The organism is Novosphingobium sp. KA1 (genome assembly GCF_017309955.1).
Taxonomy (GTDB): domain Bacteria; phylum Pseudomonadota; class Alphaproteobacteria; order Sphingomonadales; family Sphingomonadaceae; genus Novosphingobium.
In genome coordinates this window covers 1,782,501-1,801,208 of the sequence record NZ_CP021248.1, presented here as the reverse complement: position 1 = coordinate 1,801,208, position 18,708 = coordinate 1,782,501, and the positions used below count along the sequence as shown (strand labels likewise).

Genomic DNA, 18,708 nt, shown 5'->3' with positions numbered 1-18,708 from the left:
GAGCAATTCCTGCTTATGGTGCCTACATGACCGCGTGAGACGCAATATCTAGTGCAAAGCGCGTTTGACGCGAAGGACCTTGTGGGATTTCGGCCACCTTTACCGGGCGAATCTGCCGCCATTCCGGCGGTACGACGGGAGGAACAGGGGCGGGTGATTCACTGGGATCGACCGCGTTCTACGTCATGTGTTGCTGCCGCCATCCCGCTATTTCAGCATGATTCACTCGCGGCGAATATGCAGGATCCACAAGGGCTGTTGGGTCTTCATTTCGCCGGGTACGATCGCATTGTAGAGCAACGGATGCGGCTGCCGAGTACCGAGGTAAAGGCTTTCATGACCTGCCTGCCCGCTTTCCCGGGCTCGATGTTTCCCCGGGGATACGGGCGTATCCCCCGGTTTCCGGGAATTTCCGCCGCCCTTTGCCTCCCCGGGCGCAGCACTTCATGCAAGTCACCGCCGAATGTGCCGTTGCGAACTTTGATGCCGAGCGCGCGGATCGCATCGCAACCGCGCATGGTGGCGGGCACGGGCGTCCACAGTGCATTCGGGGAACCTCCACCGTTGATCAGCGTCAAGTCGTCGCCCGCAATGGAGACGCCTATCGCACCCATCAGGGCCAGTCCGGGTGTTACATCCCAATGGCCGCCTGTTTCGGGTGCGGGCGGAAAGCGGACGGCTCACACGGCGGCCGGACCCGAGCCCATGCCGGTGCTTCAGCAAATCCCGCTTGTCCGGATCTTGATGTTGAGCCTCAGGCCGCGGTGCGCAGGGCGTCTTCCTGCGGTAGTGCGGCCCAGCGCATCACGGCATCGGCGGCACGTGCCGCCGGGGCGGTGCCTTCGAGGAGGGGGGTACCGTCAGGCGCCCAGGTCATGCCGGCGATGGAATAGGCCATGCGCTGCCTTTGCCACGCAACATAGGCACCATGCTGCGCAAAGGCACGGTCGATGGCCGCAATGGGCGCGCAATCGGGCGCGACCACTTCGCCGAAATGCCACATGGCGTAGTCCTCGCTGCCCTGCCAATCGATACCCTTGGCATCGACAAAAAGGCAGGGGCGCGGGCGGATCAGGAACTCGTAGACCTGGCTGCTGACGTCGCCGACATAGAGGTCGGCACCCAGCGTATAGGTCATGTCGTTGCAGCGCGGTGAGCCAAGGTCGACGATGATCCGGCCGGTTTCGGCCAGCGCTTGCCAGCTCAGCCGGCGGCGCTTGCTCCACGACTTTGCCATGCGGGCGTGCGGGGCGATGACGAGGTTGTAGCGCCCGTCCTTGCGCACCGCTTCGGCCAGTTGGCGTCCGAAGCTATCGAGCGAACTGTGCTTTTTCGAGAAGTGCGGGTTGAACAGGATCGTCGGCCGCGCGTTGTCGAACAGCGGCGGGCGGGCGATGCCGCGCTCCAGGATCGCCGCCAGCTTGATCGGTCCGGCGACGAGGCAATCCTCGGGCGCGACGAGGCCGCTGGCGATCAGCCGGTCGCGGTCCTTGTTTCCGGCCACCAGTACCTGGTCGAACAGCTTGAAGCGCGGCTCGAAGCCGACCGCGCGGTCGCCCGCACCGTGGGGAATGTGTACGATGGGGGGGCAATCCGGGCGCAGGCGGCGCAGGATCGTCGAGGTACGTTCGGCGCAGAGCAGGACGCGCGCGCGCGCGAGATGGCCGCTCCAGGTCGCCAGTGCGAGGATCTTGCCGAGCCCGGCCTTGGCCAGCGGTCGCAGCGCCAGCGGTATCGTCATTATCGTGATCGCCGGCATGGCCAGTCCGTTTCCGCGGATCACCGTGGTTGCGGCCGCAGCGTCCTTGTGCGAAAGCACGAAGAGGGTGACCGATCCCGGCTGGCGGCGCTCGATCTCGCAGGCGACCGGGACGATGTGCGCAAACTGGTGGATGCCGCCGATGGCCACCACGTGGACCGGTGTGGCGGCATCGCTGCCGCTCGAACGGGCGGGGGAAGGCGAGAACGAGCCGGTTTGTCCGGCGGGCATGTTGGCGACCGATTGCGACATGGGCGGTGCGATGCCATGGGCGCATATCGGCCCGATGGGGCGAACATTTGATTTTGCCCATGATCGGGTCCAGTTTCGGGTGCCGGTCGCATCAACACGGAAGGTTTGCGCAGCACCGATGCAAGTCCTGCTGGTCGAAGACGACGAACGCCTTGCCGGCCACATCGCCAGCGGCCTGCGCGCCGCGGGTCATCTGGTCGAGCATTGCGACAATGGCCGCGACGGGCTGGTCCGCGCGACGTGCGAGCGTTTCGATGTGATCGTGCTCGACCGTATGCTGCCGGGGCTCGACGGGCTCAAGCTGCTTGGCGCCTTGCGCGCGACCGACGATGCGACGCCGGTGCTGCTGCTGAGCGCACTGGGCGATGTCGACGAGCGGGTGCGGGGCCTGCGTGCGGGCGGCGATGATTACATGGCCAAGCCTTTTGCGATGTCCGAACTGCTCGCCCGGCTCGAAAGCCTGGGCCGGCGCGGCAGCGCCCCGGCGGAACCGGCCGAGCAACTGCGGGTCGGCGATGTCGAGATCGACCTCGTTTCCCACGTCGTCTCGCGAGGGGCGCGGCGCATTCCGCTGACCCTGAGGGAACTCAGGATCGTGGCTTATCTCGCCCGCAATGCCGGGCGCGTCGTCACCCGCTCGATGTTGCTCGAAAACGTCTGGAACTACGATTTCGATCCGCAGACCAACATCATCGACCAGCACATCAGCAAGCTGCGCCAGAAGCTCACCACAGGCGACGAAGCGCAGGTCATCCACACCGTGCGCGGCGTCGGCTACGTGATGCGCGTCGAATGAGCCGTCTGTTCCGGTCGCTGTCGTTCCGGCTGGCGCTGTTCTATGCCGTCTTGCTGTGCGTCTCGGTCGCGCTGGTTGCGGCCATCGGCTACCGGGTCTGGGTCGCCTGGCCGATGCAGGAGATCGAAAGCGAAGTCGACCGCGAGGCGGACGAGATGGCCAGGGTCCTGCAGAACGAGGGTATCGACGCGACGCGTCTTGCGCTGGAGCGGCGCATGCGGTCCGCCGGGGTGCGCAAGTCTTTCCACGCGCTGATCGCGCCGGACGGCGAGATCGTTTCGGCCAATTTGCCCAGTTGGCCGCGGCGCCCGTCCAGCCATATGACCCTGATCGAGGCGGATACGTTCCTTGATGGTTTCGAGGACGATTACACCGCGCTGGTGCGCGATCGCACCTTCGCAGACGGCACCCGGCTGCTGGTGGGGCGCGATGTCGAGGAAATCCTGCGGGAAGACGAATTGCTGCGCACGGCGGCCTTGTGGATCGTCTGCGTGACCCTGGTGCTTGGTCTTGCCGGCGGCTGGCTGATGAGCCGGGCGATCGGCCAGCGGATCGAGACGCTGGCCCGGACCGCGCGGCAGGTCATGGATGGCGATCTGTCCGAGCGGGTGCCGGTGCGTGGAACCAGCGACGATTTCGATCGCCTCAACGAAACGATCAATCTCATGCTCTCGCGCATCGAAGCCCTGTTCGGCACCGCGCGGCGGGTTTCGGAGAATGTCGCGCATGAATTCCGCACACCGCTGGCGCGGTTGCTGACTCGCTTGGAGGCCCTTGAACACCTGGAGCCGGAAGGCACGCCCGCGCGCGAGGAGATCGACAACGCGATCGCCGAGGTGAACCGGCTCCAGCGGATTTTTGCAGCTTTGCTGCGCATCTCGCGGTTGGAGGGCGGGCGGCATCCGCTGCACATCCAGCGCTGCGATATCGTCAACCTGCTGGAGGACCTTGTCGAATTCTACCAACCCGAAGCCGATGCTCGCGGCATCGAACTGGTGCTTGACGCGCAGCGTCCGCTGGTGGCTGACCTGGACCTCGACCTCATGTTCCAGGCGCTCAGCAACCTGCTCGACAATGCCCTCAAATATGTGCCCGGCGGCGGCCGTATCGAGGTCTTTGCGAGCGGGGAGGGCGGGCTGCACATCGGCATCGCCGACAACGGCCCCGGTCTTTCGCGGGAGGAGGCCGCACGCGTGACCGAGCCGTTCTTGCGCGGCGAGGATACGGCAGGCCGTGCCGGTGAAGGGCTTGGACTCAGCATGGTCGCGGCCATCGCCCAGGTGCATGGCGCGCGGTTCCGGCTGGAGGATAACCGGCCTGGCCTGAGGGCGCTGCTGATCGTGCCGCCGCGCTTGCACTGAAGCGGTGTCTCGGTTAGCCAGCGCCGCCCGATTTCTTCGTATTGAGGAAAACAGGCAAGATCGCGCCGGTGCCTCGAGAGAGGCTTAATAGGGAACGCGGTGAGAGGGGTTACCCCTTGAATCCGGGGCTGTCCCTGCAACTGTAAGCGGAGAGCGCGATGCATAGCGCGGCGGGGCAAGGATGCCCGCCGCAGCCACTGGGCCGGACGCTAACTCCTGCGAGGCCTGGGAAGGCCATGCATCAAGCGATGACCCGCGAGCCAGGAGACCTGCCGGCGTATGGTCGCTCTCGCTTTGGTCCAGGGGATGGCCGAGGCCCGGTGATTTTTCCGTCTGAGCGACGAACGAGCGGTGGAGGCCGCATCGGTTCGTGTCGTGGTCGCCCCGGGCGTCCGGCCGTCGACGCGCGCTGACCGTCGTCGACGGCACGTCTCCGCCTCCAGTCGCAGGCGCCGGGGGAAATGAGATGAATTTCGGTAGAATCGCGCTTGGCGCGAGCGCGGCGCTGTGCGTGCTGTGCCCAGTACCGGCGTTGGCCGGGGATGTTGCGGATGGGGATGCTGAAGCCGCGACGGAAATCGTCGTCTTCGGACGCGGCGAGGCAAAGATCGGCACGGCCCATGCCGCCAGCGAAGGCAGCGTGGGCGGGTCGGATCTGCTGGTTCGCCCATTGCTGCGCGTGGCGGAACTGCTGGAGGCGGTACCGGGCATGGTTGCTGCGCAGCATTCGGGGAGCGGCAAGGCGAACCAGTATTTCCTGCGCGGTTTCAACCTCGATCACGGCACCGATTTCACGACTTATATCGACGGCGTGCAGATGAACTTGCGCAGCCATGGGCACGGGCAGGGCTATCTCGACCTCAATGGCCTGATCCCGGAGATCGTCGCGCGCGAGGATTTCCGCAAAGGTCCCTACCGCGCAGATGGTGGCGACTTTGCGCTGGCCGGTGCTGCCTCCATGACCACTATCGACAGGTTCGACCGTTCGTGGCTTTCGGCCGAGGCGGGCTCCTTCAACTCCGCCCGCCTTGCCGCGGGCGGTACGATCAAGGGCCTTGGCGGCGGCGACCTGACGCTGGTCGGCCAGGCCAGGCGCTACGACGGCCCGTGGGAAAATGACGAGCATTTGCGACACTACGCAGGCTTCGCGAAGTACCTGCGGGGGCTGGGCGAGGGTGCGTTTCAGGTCTCGTTCCATGCCTATCAGGCGACATGGCGGCCGACCGAGCAGATTCCCGAACGCATCATCGGTTCCGATGTTTGCGGTGATGTGTTCTGTTCGCCCGATCCGACCGCGCGAGGCCGGAGCACGCGGCTGATCGGAAATGTCCGGGTCTCGCAGCCGACCTGGAGCGCGAACGTCTATGCCCAGTATTACGACTGGGCCATGTATTCGAACCCGACTTATGCGGAGGCGGACGGCACCAGCGCGCAGATCGACCAGTACGACAGGCGCTGGGTGACCGGGCTTGCCGCCAGCAAGCAGTGGCAATTGGCGGGCACCCTCGAATTCTCGGTCGGCACCGAGAACCGCTATGACCATATCGGCAACGTTGGCGTGAACCGCACTACGGCCCGGCAGGTGCTCCATTCGCTGGGGCGCTACCAGGTGGAGGAACTGTCCGGCGCGCTCTATGGCGAGGCGACTTGGAAACCGCTGCCGGGCCTGCGCCTGACGGGCGGTTTGCGCGGCGACTATTACCACTATTCGGTGCGCGCACGGGACGCAGCCGCAGTCGCGCTCGGCGCGGGCAAGGGGCACGATTCCATCGTCTCGCCGAAATTCTCGGCAGCGTACGTGATCGCGACGCAGCTGGAACTCTATGCCAACTGGGGGCGGGGATTTCACTCGAACGATGTGCGCGGCGCGGTCAATGTCGATACCCCGGTGCCCGTGCTGGTGCGCGGCACCGGCAAGGAACTGGGCGCGCGTTTCCAGTCCGGCACGTTCTCGCTGACGGGTACGTACTGGTGGCTGGATGTGGATAGCGAACTGCGCTTCGTCGGCGATTCCAACGCGGTCGAGCCGACCGGGGCGAGCAGGCGCCATGGCTACGAAATGGTCGCGTTCTGGCGGCCGCTGTCGTGGCTTGCGCTCGATGGCAACTATACTGCCAACCACTCGCGCTACGACAACGGCGACCGTATTCCGAACGCCTTCGAGAATGCGGCGTCGGCGGGTGCGGCCATCGTCCTCGACCCATGGGAGGTGAGCCTGCGCGTGCGTCATCTCGGGCCATATCCGCTGGTCGAGGACAACAGCGTGCGCGATCACGGCAGCACCGTGTTCAACGCCCGTGCGGCGTGGAAGGGCCGCAAGGTCGAGATCTACGGCGAGGTCCTCAACATCCTCGACAGCCGGGACAAGGACATTGCTTACTATTACGAATCCTACATCCCCGCCTTCGATGCGGACGGCCCGGTCGAAGGCCGCCTCAGCCGCGTGATCGAACCGCGCACGTTCAAGATCGGCGCGCGCTACACGTTCTGAGCCACGGGCTCCCCGCAAGCGGCGTTTGCGGGGGGCTTGCTCAGCCCACGTCCGGACGGATCGCCTTGATGTCCTGTGCGGCGGCCCACTGGGCGATATCCTCGCGCCGCAAGGCGGCCGCCATCAGATCGGGGAACTGGTCGGGCGTGCAGGCAAAGACCGGGATGTCGAGCGCGGCGACGCGGGCCGAGAGCGCCGGATCGTGGGCCGGACGGCCGGTGTCGGTCAGCGCCAGCAGCACGATCACGTTGACGCCGAGCCGGGAAAGGGCTGCTAGCCGGTCGACCAGGGCATCAGCATCGCCGCCTTCGTAGAGATCGGTGATCAGCACGAGGTGCGACTTGGCGGGGCGCTCGATCCGGTCGGCGCAATAGGCGACGGCGCGGTTGATGTCGGTGCCGCCGCCAAGCTGGACGCCGAACAGCACTTCCACCGGATCGGCAAGCTCTTCCGTGAGGTCGACGATGGCGGTGTCGAAGCAGACCAGCTTTGTCGCCACCACCGGCAGCGAGGCCATGACCGCCGCGAAGATCGAGGCATAGACCACCGAACTCGCCATCGAGCCGGACTGGTCGACACAGAGCACGACTTCGTCGAGATCGACGATGCGGCGCTGCTGGCGCATGAAGCCGACGAGGCGCTCCGGCACTACCGTGCGTTGTTCGCTCTGGTAATGGCGCAAGTTGGCGCGGATCGTGCGCGGCCAGTCGATATCGGCAAAGCGCGGACGGTGGGTGCGTCGCGACCGGTCGAGCGCGCCGCGAATGGCCTCCGCCGTGCGGGCCTCCAGTCTCACCATCAGTTCGGCCACCACTTTGCCGATCACCTCGCGCGCGGTTTCGCGGGTCTTTTCCGGCATGACCGAGCGGAGCGAAACCAGGTCGGCCACGAGATTCACGTCGGCCTCGACGGTCGCCAGAAACTCGGGTTCAAGCAACATCTGGCGCAGGCCCTTGCGTTCGAATGCGTCCTTCTGGATCACCTGCACGACCGGGGCGGGGAAGAACGCGCGAATGTCGCCCAGCCATTTCGCCACGCTCGGCGCTGATCCGCCAAGACCGCCGCGCCCTTTCTTCGGCGCATCCGCGGCACTGCCATAGAGCGCGCCGAGTGCATCGGACATGCGCCGATCCGATGGAGACAGCGGATCGGCGCCGCTCTCGGGATCGATGCCGAGCGCCAGCGTCCAGCGGCGGCTGCGTTCCGCTTCGCTCATCGGGGTGCTCCTGCAGCCAGAAGTTCGAGAATGCGCTTCTCCTGCATGGGCCAGAGCGCCGCAGCGCCCGGCACCAGGCGATACCCCGCTCCGCCGCCGCCTACGCCGCCGGGGGAGCGGTCGAACAGCGCGTCCATCAGCCGGCGACGTTCGCTGTGGTCCAGCACGGAAAAGACCCGCCGGAACAGCGGCAGGCTGGACGTGAAGGCGTCTTCGTCCAGCGAGAGCAGCCAGTCGTCCACCGCGGCGCGAAGTGCGCGGTCGTGGATCAGCCGCTGGCCCGCGCCTTCGAAGAACCCCTCGAAGAACCCGGCGGCCTCGGTCACCGGCGTTCCGGGCGAGAGCATGCGGGCGAGCAAGGTCGCGGCTTCCTCGGCGGCGAGGTATTCGGCGGCATAGAGCAGCCGCGCGGCGGTGCCGGAGACGATGCGGGTGGCGTGATCGTCGTGCAGCAAGGCGCGCAGGGCGCTTTGCCAGGTCGCGGCCACGGTTTGGTCCAACTGCGCCAGTTCGATGGCGCTGTCGGCGGCGACAACGGCCTTGCGCAAGGTGTCCGCAGCGTCGGCGTCGAGATTGCGCGCGGCATGGGGAAGGGCCAGCGCGGCCTCGACGACGATGCGCGGCATCAGCGTGGCCAGATGCGCCACGGTACCGGCGCGGGCCTCGCCGTAGCGCACGATGTCGGCCATCGGCGGCAAGGCTGCAAGCAGGGCTGCGCAATCGCTGGTGAGCGCGGCACGGGTTTCGAGCGCTGCAGTGCCGAATTCGGCGGCGGCGGCAAGATCGGCGGTCATCGCCGTGCGCACCAGCGCGGCCAGCCTGCCGAGGTCGGACTCGGTGCGCATCGCCTCCATCAAACGCCCGGCGGCGGCCTGGGCGATGGTGGAGCCATGGATGAGGTTTTCGACCAGCCGAACCGCGAATTCCCCCTGCCACGAGAGTACCCAGTTTTCGCGGAAGGTGCCCCTGCTGCGCCCGGCATCGGCCAGCTTGCCCCATGGCACGTCGAGGGCGAGCAGGCGGTGCAGCAGGGTGGAGCGGGCGAGGCCGCTTTCGCTGCGCAAGTCGAGCGTCAGCGCGCGTTCCAGTGCCTCGGGCTTGAGGCGGGTTGTCTTCTGCTGGCGCTGGAGGTCTTCGAGCAGCGGGGCGAGCGGAATGCCGGGAGGGATCGCGCCGACTTGCGCGCCGATCAGCAGTTCGGCGGAAATCTCGTTCCACAACGCCGCCTCGCCGCCGCACAGGCAGGCGATGGCCGCTTCGCGCAGTTCCTCGAAGCCGGGGGCGGGGCGGCCGCGCAAGGCGGCCAGCGCGACGCCGAGGCGCTGCGCCTCGATCACGCCTGCGGTCGAGACGAAATGGCCGCGTTTGCGTAGCGCGTGCGCCGCTTTGGTCAGCCAGCTGGCGGCGCGGTCGGGGCCTTCGTGCGCTGCCCAGACATGCGCGCACCAGCCCGGGGCAACGACGCCGGCACCGTAGCCGCTCGCCCGGGCGAGACGAGGGGCGGTCCAGGGCGCCCAGGTGGCCCGGACTTTGGTTTTCGGGCGGCCCTTCAGAATCTCGCGATCGGACTTTGCTGCATGTTTTGCTGCAAGCGCGGGCACGTGCCAGGCACCGCAGACAACCGCGACCGGCCCGTCGCATTCCTTGGCGGCGCGGCCGATTTCGAGGCGCATGTGGGCCTCGCGCGCGGCTTCGCGCATGGAGAGCGGCGGTCCTTCGCTGCGCAGTGCGCTCATGGCATCGGCTACCGCGGCGAAGATCGGGCCGGGATCGGGGTTTTCCTCGATGACGTCGGCCCACCAGGATTCGCCGTCGGCATACCCGGCGGCAGCGGCCAGCGTGCCGATGGGATCGCGGCTGACCGCATCGTCAGCCTGCGCTCCGCCGTGCTCTTCGGCATCGTCGTGGTGGGCGCCGAGGCGGTCCGAGGCGGGCAGGTCGATGAAGCGCAGCATTGCGCCATGCTGCACCGCCCAGCACGCGGCCTGATACTCCGGCGAATAGTCCGTGAACGGGAAGAAGCTCGCGTTTGCCGGGTTCTCTTCCGCCCACGTGAGCAGCGCGACCGGGGTCTCCATCGCCGGATCGGCGAGCAGCGGCAGCAGGTGCGAGGCGTCCGCCGGGCCCTCGATCAGCACGGCGACCGGCTGGAGCGCGTCCAGCGCCTCCACCAGCCGGCGAGCGGAGCCCGGGCCGTGGTGACGAATGCCGAAGAGGGAAACCGGGGCGGACATGGCGTCAGATCAGGTCGGTCAGCGAGGCATAGTAGCCTTCGAAGCCGTGCCGCTTCTTCAGGACGGTTTCGAGGTATTCGCCGAGCACCGCCTTGTCCTGCACCGGGTCCTTCACGACCGCGCCGATCACGTTTGCGGCCAGCGTTTCGGGGGTCAGCCTGCCGTCGTTGAAGAACGTTGCCTGGCTGATGCCGCCGACCACCACGGCGATCGCTTCGGCGGTGGAAAGCCCGCCCGAGGGGGACTTGAGCGCGACCTTGCCGTCCTCGGTCGTGCCCGCGCGCAGTTCGCGGAAGATCGAGACGACCCGGGCCACTTCCTCGGCGACGTTGCGCGGGGCGGGCAGGTCGAGATTGTGGGCCATCTCCTCCACCCGGCGCACGACGATCGCGACTTCTTCCTCGGCACTGTCCGGCAGCGGCAGGACAACGACATTGAAGCGTCGCTTGAGCGCGGAGGACAGCTCGTTCACGCCCTTGTCGCGGTTGTTGGCCGTGGCGATCACGTTGAACCCGCGCCGGGCGTAGACCGATTCGTTGAGTTCGGGGATCGGCATCATCTTTTCGGAGAGCACGGTGATCAGCGTGTCCTGCACGTCGCTGCCCATGCGGGTCAGTTCCTCGAGCCGGCAGAGCTTGCCGCCTTCCATCGCGCGCATCAGCGGGGTGGGCACCAGGGCCGCGCGGCTGGGGCCTTCGGCCAGCAGGCGGGCATAGTTCCAGCCGTAGCGGACCTGATTTTCGTCGGTTCCGGCGGTGCACTGGATGACCATCGTGGAATCGCCGGTGATCGCGGCGGCGAGATGTTCCGAGACCCACGATTTTGCCGTGCCCGGCACGCCCAGCAGCAGCAGCGCGCGGTCGGTCGCCAGCGTGGCGACCGCCGCTTCGATCAGGCGGCGGTCGCCGACGTATTTGGGCAAGATCACGGTGCCGTCGGCGGCATGGCCGCCCATCAGGTAGGTGACCACCAGCCTGGGGGAAAGCACCCAGCCCGGCGGGCGGTGTCCGGTATCGCCGGCGGCCAGGGCGGCCAGTTCGGCGGCATGGCTCAGTTCGGCGGGCAGCCTGAGCTTCTCGGTCATCACAGGTCTTCCTTGCTTGCCACGGCGGGCGAATGGTCGAGCGCAGCATTGAGCCGCAGCATGTCGAGGCGGGGATCGGCTGCGGCCATGCCGTTTCGGCCAATTCTCTCGAGCGCATCCACGGCGGCCCGGCGCGAGGCGATGAGGCCGAGCGCAACAAGTTCGCCGGTCACCACAGCAGTACCGCGCGCCGTTTGTGTGTCGTTGGCGGAGAGGGCCGCGAGCAGCGCCTTGCCTGCGGGGGAGACGATGACGTTGTCGTTCATGCCCGTGCCTCCGGCGAGGGAAAGCACGCCCGTGAATGTCTCGCCCGCCGCCAGTGCGGCGCGGGCGAGGGCGGCTTGCCCGGCGGTTCCGAGGCGCGGGCGCAGTTCGGCGGCCAGTGGCGCCATGCCGGACATGGCGGCCGCCAGAACTTGCGCGACCGCTTCGACGGCACCGTCCGAACCCGACCGGGCGACCATCGCCACAAGACCGACATCGGCATCGGGGCTTTCGCCCCATTGCCAGAGCGCGGGCAGGTCATCGGCGCCAAGGCCCAGCGCTGCTGCGAAGGCGGCAAGGTCGACCATATCGAAAAGCTGCCGGCGCCGCGCGGCCTGCGCGGGGGTCTTGATCGGGCAAGCGCCCAGCACCCGCGTGCGGCGCAGCAGGCCCTTGGTGCGAAACTCGAAGAATGCGCAAAGCTCTTCCGCATCTTCGCTGCCTGCGCCGCTGCCGTGCCCCAGCCGTGCGTGCAACATGGCGGACATGGTCTTCACCTTGGGTGCCCGGTCGCCGGTCGCCAGCTGGCCGAGCAGTTCCGCGTCGGCCTGCGAGAGCCTGTTGGCCAGTACGCCCACAAGGCGTAGCCGCTCGTCCGCGCCGAGGGCGGCGAGTTTCGCTTCCAGCAGCGCCCGGGCGCCATCCGGATCGTGCTGACGCAGCACGGTGAATGCCACCTTGCGCGCAGCGGGCCGGAAATGGTCCCAGTTTTCAGCTGTCAGCGGATCGCTTGCCTGTGCATGGCCGGAAGAAGCGCCAGCGCTCCGATCCGCCCAGTCGCGCCAGGGGGCGTAGACATCGGGCGCATCCTCGTCGCTGGCGGTCGGCATCCAGTCGGCGGGGTGTACGCTCCAGCCGCGCTGCGCGAGGAACTGGAGGAGCTCGGTGCGAGGGCGCGCTTCCCGGGTGGCCGCGAGGGTGCGACGGACAAGCGGGCGGATCCTCTCGGGCACCACGGGCAAGGTGAGCGGGGGCACGTCGGGCAGCGCCTGAAGCGGGGAGGGCGGCTGGGCTACCACACATGTCGCCAGGAACTGTCCGGCCATTGCCAGCAATCGCAGTTCCGCCTCTGCGGGATCGTCGCCCAGCACCGCCTGCCAGACTTGTGCCTGCGGCGCGGCGGCGGTGCCCATGGTCCAGCGCGGCAGGATCGCGCCGAGGGTGTCGAGGATGGTTTCGGGCGCGAGGTCAGGCATGGCCGTCGATCCGCCCCCACGCGGTCTGCGCGGCCAGCAGCCTCAGGCGATTGCCCGACCACAGCGCCGCAGCGCCAAGAAGATCGGTGCCAAGGGCGAGGCGGGTGGGTTCTTCCGCCAGCGGCAGCGTGACGGCGGCGTCGGCCGATTGCCACCAGCCTGCGCCCGATGCGTCGAGCGCAAGGCGGCCCCGGGGCAGCAGCATCGGTACGTCCAGCGCCCAGGGCTCATGGTGCAAGGCCGTGGCAAGCGCCGTGATGGGCTCGGCTTCCGCTTGCGGCCATGTGCTCTCGGTTTCGCCGGAGCGGCGCTGGATCAGCAGTGCCCGCAAGGGGGCAGAGGAGGGGTAGAACAGCAGGTCGGCCAGGAAACGCTCGCCGGGCGTGAAGGCGGAAGCGCGCCGTCCGGCGCTGGCCGGGAAGAAGTCCTGCAGCATCGCAAATCGGGGGCTTGCGCTCTCGCGGTTCAGATCGAGCAGCCAGCAGGTTTGCGAAACGAGCCCGTCGCGGCGGGTGCGGACATGTTCGGCCAGCACTTCCCAGGAGCCGGACACGATGAGCGGATCGGGCGCGGCCAGCAGCGTCTCGCGGCTTTCGGCAGTGGTCACCGCGCGCAGGATGGCCGGATCGCGGGGGGCGGCACGAAAGGCGCGGGCCAGCGTGACCAGTTTGCCCAGTTCGACAACAGCGCCGCGTGCACGGTCTCCGGCTGGTAGCGCCAGCAGCCGGGCGGGCAATTCGTCGACCCGTCCGGCCAGGGCCGCCGCCTTGCCGTCCACCAGCCGGGCGGCGATGCGGCGGCAGCGCGTGGTCGCCTCGTCGATGAAAGAGGCAAGGCCCATGCGCAACTGGTCGCCGATCCACTGTTCGAGCGCGTCCATCGCCTCGAGAGCGGCGCGCTCGGTATCTTGCGCACGTTTGGCCGATGCGGCTTCGCGGCGGGCCGCTGCCTCGGGGACCTGGCTAGCTGCGGCTTCGGGTTCGGCGGTGCGTGCGACAGAAAGGTCCCTGGGCGCGCCGGGCGCGGCAGCGGGCCTGGCTGCGCCTCCCGTGCGCCTGCGGCCGAGCCAGTCGCTCACCCACTCCGGCGTGTCGGCCGCTGGAAACGGCAGGATCGCCTCGGCCCGGATCCACAGCAGCGCGAGCACATGCTTGCAGGGGAACTTGCGCGAGGGGCAGGTGCACTTGTTGCCGAGGTCGCGCAGGTCCGCCATCACGCGGTAGGGATTGGCGCCGGAGCCTGCACATTCGCCCCAGATCAGCGTGTCATCGGCGCTGATGCCGATGCCGGACCACTTGGCGGGCCTGGTCAGTCCCGCTGCGGCCTTGAGCGAGGATTGGTCGGCGGCAAGCTGTTCCACCGCGCGCAAGTCGATCGTCACGAAACGCCCCGTCCCCTCATGAGAGGACAGCATATCGCTGGAAAATCAAACCTCAATGACAAACCGGAAGCATGCGGTTCCCATGGAGGATAACCCGCCCTAGGCGGCCGCGCGCAAGGTGACCGGGATCGACTTGTAGGCTGGCGTGCCGCTGACCGGGTCGTGATCGCCCAGCGGCACCAGGCAATTGGCTTCCGGATAATAGGCCGCCAGCGAGCCGCGCGCGATGGCGTGGGCGATCACCGTGAAGCCCCGCAGCACCGCGCCGCCGGCGGCTTCCACATCGACCACGTCGCCGTGGGCGAGGCCCATTTGCGAGAGGTCCACCTCGTTCGCGAAGATCACGTCGCGCCGCCCGGTGACGCCGCGATAACGGTCGTCGAGCGTGTAGATCGTCGTGTTGTACTGGTCGTGGCTGCGGATCGTGGTGAGCAGGAGCCTGGCATCGCCGCGCTCGTCGACGTGGGGGTGGGCAAAGAACTGCGCCTTGCCGCTGGGCGTGTTCCAGACGCGCTTGTCCGGCGCGATGGTGAGGCGGAAGCCGCCGGGCTCGCGGACCCGGGCGTTGAAGTCATGAAAGTCGGGGAAAACCTGTTCGATCTTGTCGCGAATGCGGTCGTAGTCGGCGACGAGGCTGTCCCAGTCCACTTTGCTCGTGGGCATTGCCGCCTTGGCGAGCCCGGCTACGATGGCCGGTTCCGAACGCACTTCCGGGCCCGGCGAAGACAGCTTCCCGCGCGAGGCGTGGACCATCGACATGCTGTCTTCCACCGTCACCCATTGCGGGCGGCCGTTCTGGAGGTCCAGTTCGGTGCGCCCGAGGCAGGGCAATACCAGCGTTTCCTTTGCGGTGAGCAGGCAGGTGCGGTTGAATTTGGTGAGGATGCTGACCGAAAGGTCGAGCCGGCGCACCGCGGCAAAGCAGGTTTCCGGATCGGGCATGGCCACGGCAAGATTGCCGCCGAGCGAGATGAGAGCCTTGGAGCGCCCCTCGGCCATGGCCTGGAGCGCCTCGACGGCATTGTGCCCGTGCTTGCGCGGGCTGGCGATGCCGAATGCTGCATCGAGCCGTTGCAGCATGGCTTCGGCGGGGATCTCGGTAATACCGACGGTCCGGTCTCCCTGCACGTTGCTGTGGCCGCGCAGCGGACAGATGCCCGCGCCTTGCTTGCCGAAGTTGCCGCGCAGCAGCAGCAGGTTGGCGATGGCCTGCACGTTCTGGGTACCGTGGCGGTGCTGGGTGATGCCCATGCCGTAGCATACGATCACCCGCTCGGCCTTGATGTAGACTTCGGCCATCGCCTCGATGGCATCGCGTGACAGGCCCGAGGAGGCCTCGATCCATTCCCACGATGTCGCGTCGAGATCGGCCCGCAGTGCCTCGAAACCTTCGGTATGCTGGGCGATGAAGGCATGGTCGAGGGCGCCGGCATCGATCACCCGTTTCATCATGCCTTTCAGCATGGCAAGGTCGCCGCCGATCTTCACCTGATGATAGGCCGAAGCGAGCGGCGTGGCGCCGCCGGGGCGCAGCATTTCACCGGGATGCTGCGGTGACTTGAAGCGTTCCAGTCCGCGTTCCCGCATCGGGTTGGCAACGACGATCGGCACGCCGCGCCTGGAGGCAGCGGCCAGTGTCGAGAGCATGCGCGGGTGGTTGGTGCCGGGATTGTGGCCGATGCAGAAGATCGCGTTGGCATGGTCGAAATCGTCGAGCGTGACGGTGCCCTTGCCGACGCCGATCGACTGGGGCAGGCCGACGCTGGTCGCCTCGTGGCACATGTTCGAGCAGTCGGGGAAATTGTTGGTCCCGAACTCGCGCGCGAAGAGCTGGTAGAGGAATGCGGATTCGTTGGAGGCGCGGCCCGAACAGTAGAACTCCGCCTCGTCGGCATGCTCCAGCGCCTGCAGCGCGGCGCTGGCATGGCGGAAGGCTTCGTCCCAGGTCACCGGCACGAAGTGGTCGGTCGCGGCATCGTAGCGTAGCGGATGGGTGAGGCGCCCGGCGTCTTCGAGCCGGTGGTCGCTCCAGGTCCAGAGTTCGGATACGGTGTGGCGGGCGAAGAAGTCGGGATCGACCCGCTTGACGGTCGCTTCCCAGGTCACCGCCTTGGCGCCGTTCTCGCAGAATTCGAACGAAGAGGTGTGCTTGGGATCGGGCCAGGCGCAGCCGGGGCAGTCGAACCCGTCCGGCTGGTTCATCTCGAGCAGGGCGCGCGTGTGCGTGCTGGTCTTCATCTGCTCGCGCACGGCGCGCGCCACCGCGCCCAGCGCACCCCAGCCGCCTGCCGGGCCGGAATAGTCGGCAACGCCTTCCACCGGCGTTGCATCGATGGCGGCTTGGGCGGCTTGGACGTCCTGGGGGCTGCGATCGGTCATGGGTCTGTTCTTTCGGCTTCCGGCTTTGCCAGCCACGGGGAAACGCAGCGGCGCGATGATTGTGCCTCTCCCTTTATGATTTCGCCAGATTGTTTCCGGTCAGCGCAGGCGCATTATTTGCATGCCGGGCCGCCGCCGAGTTCGCCGCGGATGGTGTCCAGCTCCGCAAGGAACAGGCCGCGTGCGTGCGCAGCATAAGGATTGCTCTCGATCGCCTGCCGCACGCCGGGCGCATCGTGGCGGACCATGTCCACGGCCTGCTTCAGCAGATCGAAACTGCGGGTGGTGATGCGACCCGGCAATTCGTCCATGCGCAGCAGGGCATGGGCGATGAGGTGGGTGAGGCCCTGCGTGAAGGCGGCCTCGCGGTCGTGTTCGTCGGGGGTGGCGATCAGGATCTTCAGGCCGAAGTGCTTGCGCAGGAAAGCGGCAAGGCGGCCCGCGCGTCGTCCGCGCAGCGGGCAGAGCACCAGCTTCAGCCCGCGCGTTCCGGCAAGGATGCTTTGCGGACCGAACATCGGATGGCTGGCGACGAGGTCCACGTATGGCGGCAGTTCGGCCCGCATCGCGGCGCTCGCCTCCACCTTGGTGGAGCAGACATCCACGACCAGCGTTCCGGGCATAAGCAGGGGCGCCATTTCCCGGCACACGTGCGCCAGAGCGGCGAGCGGAACCGCGATCACCACGAGATCGCATCGGCATGCCTCGCGCAAGGGGACCATCGTCACGCCTGCGGGAACGATTTCCGGCGGATGCGGATCGTGGGCAAGGACAGTCAAATGCGGCGCCAGGTGCTCCGCCATGAGCCGGCCGAAAGCGCCGAGACCGATGATCCCGAGTGAGACTTGCGAAGCGGATTTACGGAATTCCACGAGTTCGAGCCTTTTGAAGAAAGGCTGCGTAACCATGGTCGAGTAAGGAGGATGTTCAACCGCTGGCTACGCAGCGGTTGAGAACAATAAGACACTCACCGCTGGGTCAGCGGCGGTAATAGTTGCTCGCGGTGAGAAACGTCTGTGTCATGGCTGCATGGCTAGGCCGGGCGGGAAACGGAGTCAATGCCGCCGCTCGCATCATGCGGATCACTGATCCAACCGGCTGTTTTTCATCATTAAATCACCACAAAACTGTCAGGGTTGTCGCAGGAATGTCAATGCGGCGGCCTTGTCACCGAGCTGTCATGGGCCCTGAGCAGTGGCCGCTCGCCTAACCGAGCTCAGGGAACACATCGCCCATGTCGCTGCCGCGCGCTCCATTGCTTCGCCGTGTCTCTCTGGTTTCGCTGGCCGTGGCCGCCATGGCTGGCTCGGCCGCACCGGCCTTGGCCGAGGACGCCGCTGCGCCGGATGCCGATACGGCGAACACGATCGTCGTGACCGGCGATCTTGCTGCCCAGCGCAAGGCCCTGACCGAAAAGCGCGAGGCCTTGAACGCCGTCGAGACGCTTCAGGCCAACGACGTGGGCAAGCTGCCCGACCAGAACCGCCTTGCGGTGACCGGCGACGCGAGCGGATTGATGTGCACCGCCACGACCCTCGTCCGCCACCGCGAGGAGGACGACAAGACCAGGTCGGCTACCCTCGGCGGCGAGTTCGACGATGTGGCGGGCGGCAAGCTCGAACTGTCGGGCGGCTGGACCCGCGTGACCAAGGAGGACCCGGTCCGCAGCGAGTTCACTTTCACGGGGGCGAAGGGCAAGACGGCGATCGATTACGACGGGTCGACCGATCCCTACACGATGGTCGCAGGCGACGCCGCGTTGTTCGCCAGGTCTTCGTCCTTTGCATTCAGCAAGTACAATTTCGAGCAGCGTCATGCTTACGAGCAGCTCTGGCAAGGCGGGATCGACTACACCCACCCCATCGCCATCGGCGACGGTTCCACCTTCGCGATCGGTGCCAAGTACATCGCCCGCCACAAGGCGGAAGACCACGACAAGGTCGACTACAAGGCCGGCAGCACGAAGTGGACGCTCGACCAGGGCGGCGCCACCATGGGCGACGACAGCTTCTATGGCGGCATGTTCGATTTCGGCACCCGCATCGATTACGCCGCCGCGCGCGCCTATCTTGCGGCCAATCCTGCGGTCGAGAAGGAAGATACCGCCGGCACCCTGTCCGACAGCCTCGCCAGCGACTACGACGTGCGCGAGAAGATCGCCGCCGGCTACGTGATGGCGACGCTGAAGTTCGAGGGGCCGGTACTGGTCCCCGGCGTGCGCATCGAACACACGGTGGACGATACCGGGGCCAAGTCGGTCAATGCCAATTCCCCGCTGGATGAAGGCTACAACCT

13 protein-coding genes and 1 riboswitch (1 of these 14 cut by a window edge) are annotated in these 18,708 nt (G+C 67.2%); of the genes, 4 read left to right on the top strand and 9 right to left on the bottom strand.

The window, feature by feature from the left end; genetic code table 11:
- Window positions 1-266 precede the first annotated feature (266 nt).
- Together CA833_RS25495 and CA833_RS25490 are read right to left on the bottom strand one after the other, a co-directional pair.
- A complete protein-coding gene (locus CA833_RS25495; protein ID WP_207080646.1) occupies window positions 267-578 on the bottom strand; it encodes a hypothetical protein in 312 nt (103 codons plus the stop codon).
- Between the two features lie 176 nt (window positions 579-754).
- Window positions 755-2,011 carry a glycosyl transferase gene (locus CA833_RS25490; protein ID WP_207080645.1) on the bottom strand — a complete coding sequence of 419 codons (1,257 nt, stop codon included), beginning with the start codon at window positions 2,009-2,011 and terminating at the stop codon, window positions 755-757.
- 118 nt (window positions 2,012-2,129) lie between these two features.
- Between CA833_RS25490 and CA833_RS25485 the strand changes: the two genes are divergently transcribed.
- From CA833_RS25485 to CA833_RS25475, 3 genes are all read left to right on the top strand, one after another.
- On the top strand, window positions 2,130-2,807 hold the full coding sequence (locus CA833_RS25485; RefSeq protein WP_142639314.1) for a response regulator transcription factor: 678 nt from the start codon (window positions 2,130-2,132) through the stop codon (window positions 2,805-2,807).
- On the top strand, window positions 2,804-4,168 hold the full coding sequence (locus tag CA833_RS25480; protein ID WP_207080644.1) for a HAMP domain-containing sensor histidine kinase: 1,365 nt from the start codon (window positions 2,804-2,806) through the stop codon (window positions 4,166-4,168). Before CA833_RS25485 ends, CA833_RS25480 begins: the two co-directional genes overlap by 4 nt.
- 49 nt (window positions 4,169-4,217) lie before the next feature.
- A riboswitch (cobalamin riboswitch) is annotated at window positions 4,218-4,460 on the top strand.
- Window positions 4,461-4,634: 174 nt separating this feature from the next.
- Window positions 4,635-6,659, top strand: a complete 2,025-nt coding sequence (locus CA833_RS25475) for a TonB-dependent receptor (protein WP_207080643.1) — start codon at window positions 4,635-4,637, stop codon at window positions 6,657-6,659.
- A gap of 40 nt (window positions 6,660-6,699) precedes the next feature.
- On the opposite strand, the gene CA833_RS25470 is transcribed toward CA833_RS25475, so the two are convergent.
- The 7 genes from CA833_RS25470 to CA833_RS25440 all read right to left on the bottom strand — a co-directional run bounded on the left by CA833_RS25470 (window position 6,700) and on the right by CA833_RS25440 (window position 17,321).
- Entirely contained in the window at window positions 6,700-7,875 is a 1,176-nt protein-coding gene (locus tag CA833_RS25470; protein ID WP_207080642.1) for a VWA domain-containing protein, read from the bottom strand.
- Window positions 7,872-10,109, bottom strand: coding sequence for a DUF5682 family protein (locus CA833_RS25465; protein ID WP_207080641.1), 2,238 nt, complete (start codon window positions 10,107-10,109; stop codon window positions 7,872-7,874). The genes CA833_RS25470 and CA833_RS25465 overlap by 4 nt, the downstream gene beginning before the upstream one ends.
- Window positions 10,110-10,113: 4 nt before the next feature.
- Window positions 10,114-11,193, bottom strand: a complete 1,080-nt coding sequence (locus CA833_RS25460) for an AAA family ATPase (protein ID WP_207080640.1) — start codon at window positions 11,191-11,193, stop codon at window positions 10,114-10,116.
- A complete protein-coding gene (locus CA833_RS25455) occupies window positions 11,193-12,653 on the bottom strand; it encodes a DUF5691 domain-containing protein (protein ID WP_207080639.1) in 1,461 nt (486 codons plus the stop codon). The genes CA833_RS25460 and CA833_RS25455 overlap by 1 nt, the downstream gene beginning before the upstream one ends.
- Window positions 12,646-14,067, bottom strand: coding sequence for an SWIM zinc finger family protein (locus CA833_RS25450; RefSeq protein WP_242526513.1), 1,422 nt, complete (start codon window positions 14,065-14,067; stop codon window positions 12,646-12,648). Before CA833_RS25450 ends, CA833_RS25455 begins: the two co-directional genes overlap by 8 nt.
- Before the next feature lie 66 nt (window positions 14,068-14,133).
- On the bottom strand, window positions 14,134-16,413 hold the full coding sequence (locus CA833_RS25445) for an FdhF/YdeP family oxidoreductase (RefSeq protein ID WP_207080638.1): 2,280 nt from the start codon (window positions 16,411-16,413) through the stop codon (window positions 14,134-14,136).
- A gap of 113 nt (window positions 16,414-16,526) precedes the next feature.
- Entirely contained in the window at window positions 16,527-17,321 is a 795-nt protein-coding gene (locus CA833_RS25440; protein WP_207080637.1) for a prephenate dehydrogenase/arogenate dehydrogenase family protein, read from the bottom strand.
- Window positions 17,322-17,647: 326 nt separating this feature from the next.
- Here CA833_RS25440 and CA833_RS25435 point away from each other — a divergent pair, with 326 nt between their 5' ends.
- A protein-coding gene (locus CA833_RS25435; RefSeq protein ID WP_207080636.1) for a TonB-dependent receptor domain-containing protein crosses the window boundary here: on the top strand, window positions 17,648-18,708 show its 5' portion. 274 nt of this gene lie beyond the right edge of the window; only the first 1,061 of its 1,335 coding nucleotides appear in the window; the start codon lies at window positions 17,648-17,650; the stop codon falls past the right edge of the window.

Bases quoted from the DNA above. Each gene is read 5' to 3' on its own strand.
- CA833_RS25460 (WP_207080640.1), bottom strand. From the start codon at position 11,193: ATGACCGAGAAGCTCAGGCTGCCCGCCGAACTGAGCCATGCCGCCGAA.
- CA833_RS25485 (WP_142639314.1), top strand. From the start codon at position 2,130: ATGCAAGTCCTGCTGGTCGAAGACGACGAACGCCTTGCCGGCCACATC.
- CA833_RS25440 (WP_207080637.1), bottom strand. From the start codon at position 17,321: ATGGTTACGCAGCCTTTCTTCAAAAGGCTCGAACTCGTGGAATTCCGT.
- CA833_RS25475 (WP_207080643.1), top strand. From the start codon at position 4,635: ATGAATTTCGGTAGAATCGCGCTTGGCGCGAGCGCGGCGCTGTGCGTG.
- CA833_RS25470 (WP_207080642.1), bottom strand. From the start codon at position 7,875: ATGAGCGAAGCGGAACGCAGCCGCCGCTGGACGCTGGCGCTCGGCATC.
- CA833_RS25445 (WP_207080638.1), bottom strand. From the start codon at position 16,413: ATGACCGATCGCAGCCCCCAGGACGTCCAAGCCGCCCAAGCCGCCATC.
- CA833_RS25490 (WP_207080645.1), bottom strand. From the start codon at position 2,011: ATGTCGCAATCGGTCGCCAACATGCCCGCCGGACAAACCGGCTCGTTC.
- CA833_RS25480 (WP_207080644.1), top strand. From the start codon at position 2,804: ATGAGCCGTCTGTTCCGGTCGCTGTCGTTCCGGCTGGCGCTGTTCTAT.
- CA833_RS25465 (WP_207080641.1), bottom strand. From the start codon at position 10,109: ATGTCCGCCCCGGTTTCCCTCTTCGGCATTCGTCACCACGGCCCGGGC.
- CA833_RS25450 (WP_242526513.1), bottom strand. From the start codon at position 14,067: ATGCTGTCCTCTCATGAGGGGACGGGGCGTTTCGTGACGATCGACTTG.
- CA833_RS25455 (WP_207080639.1), bottom strand. From the start codon at position 12,653: ATGCCTGACCTCGCGCCCGAAACCATCCTCGACACCCTCGGCGCGATC.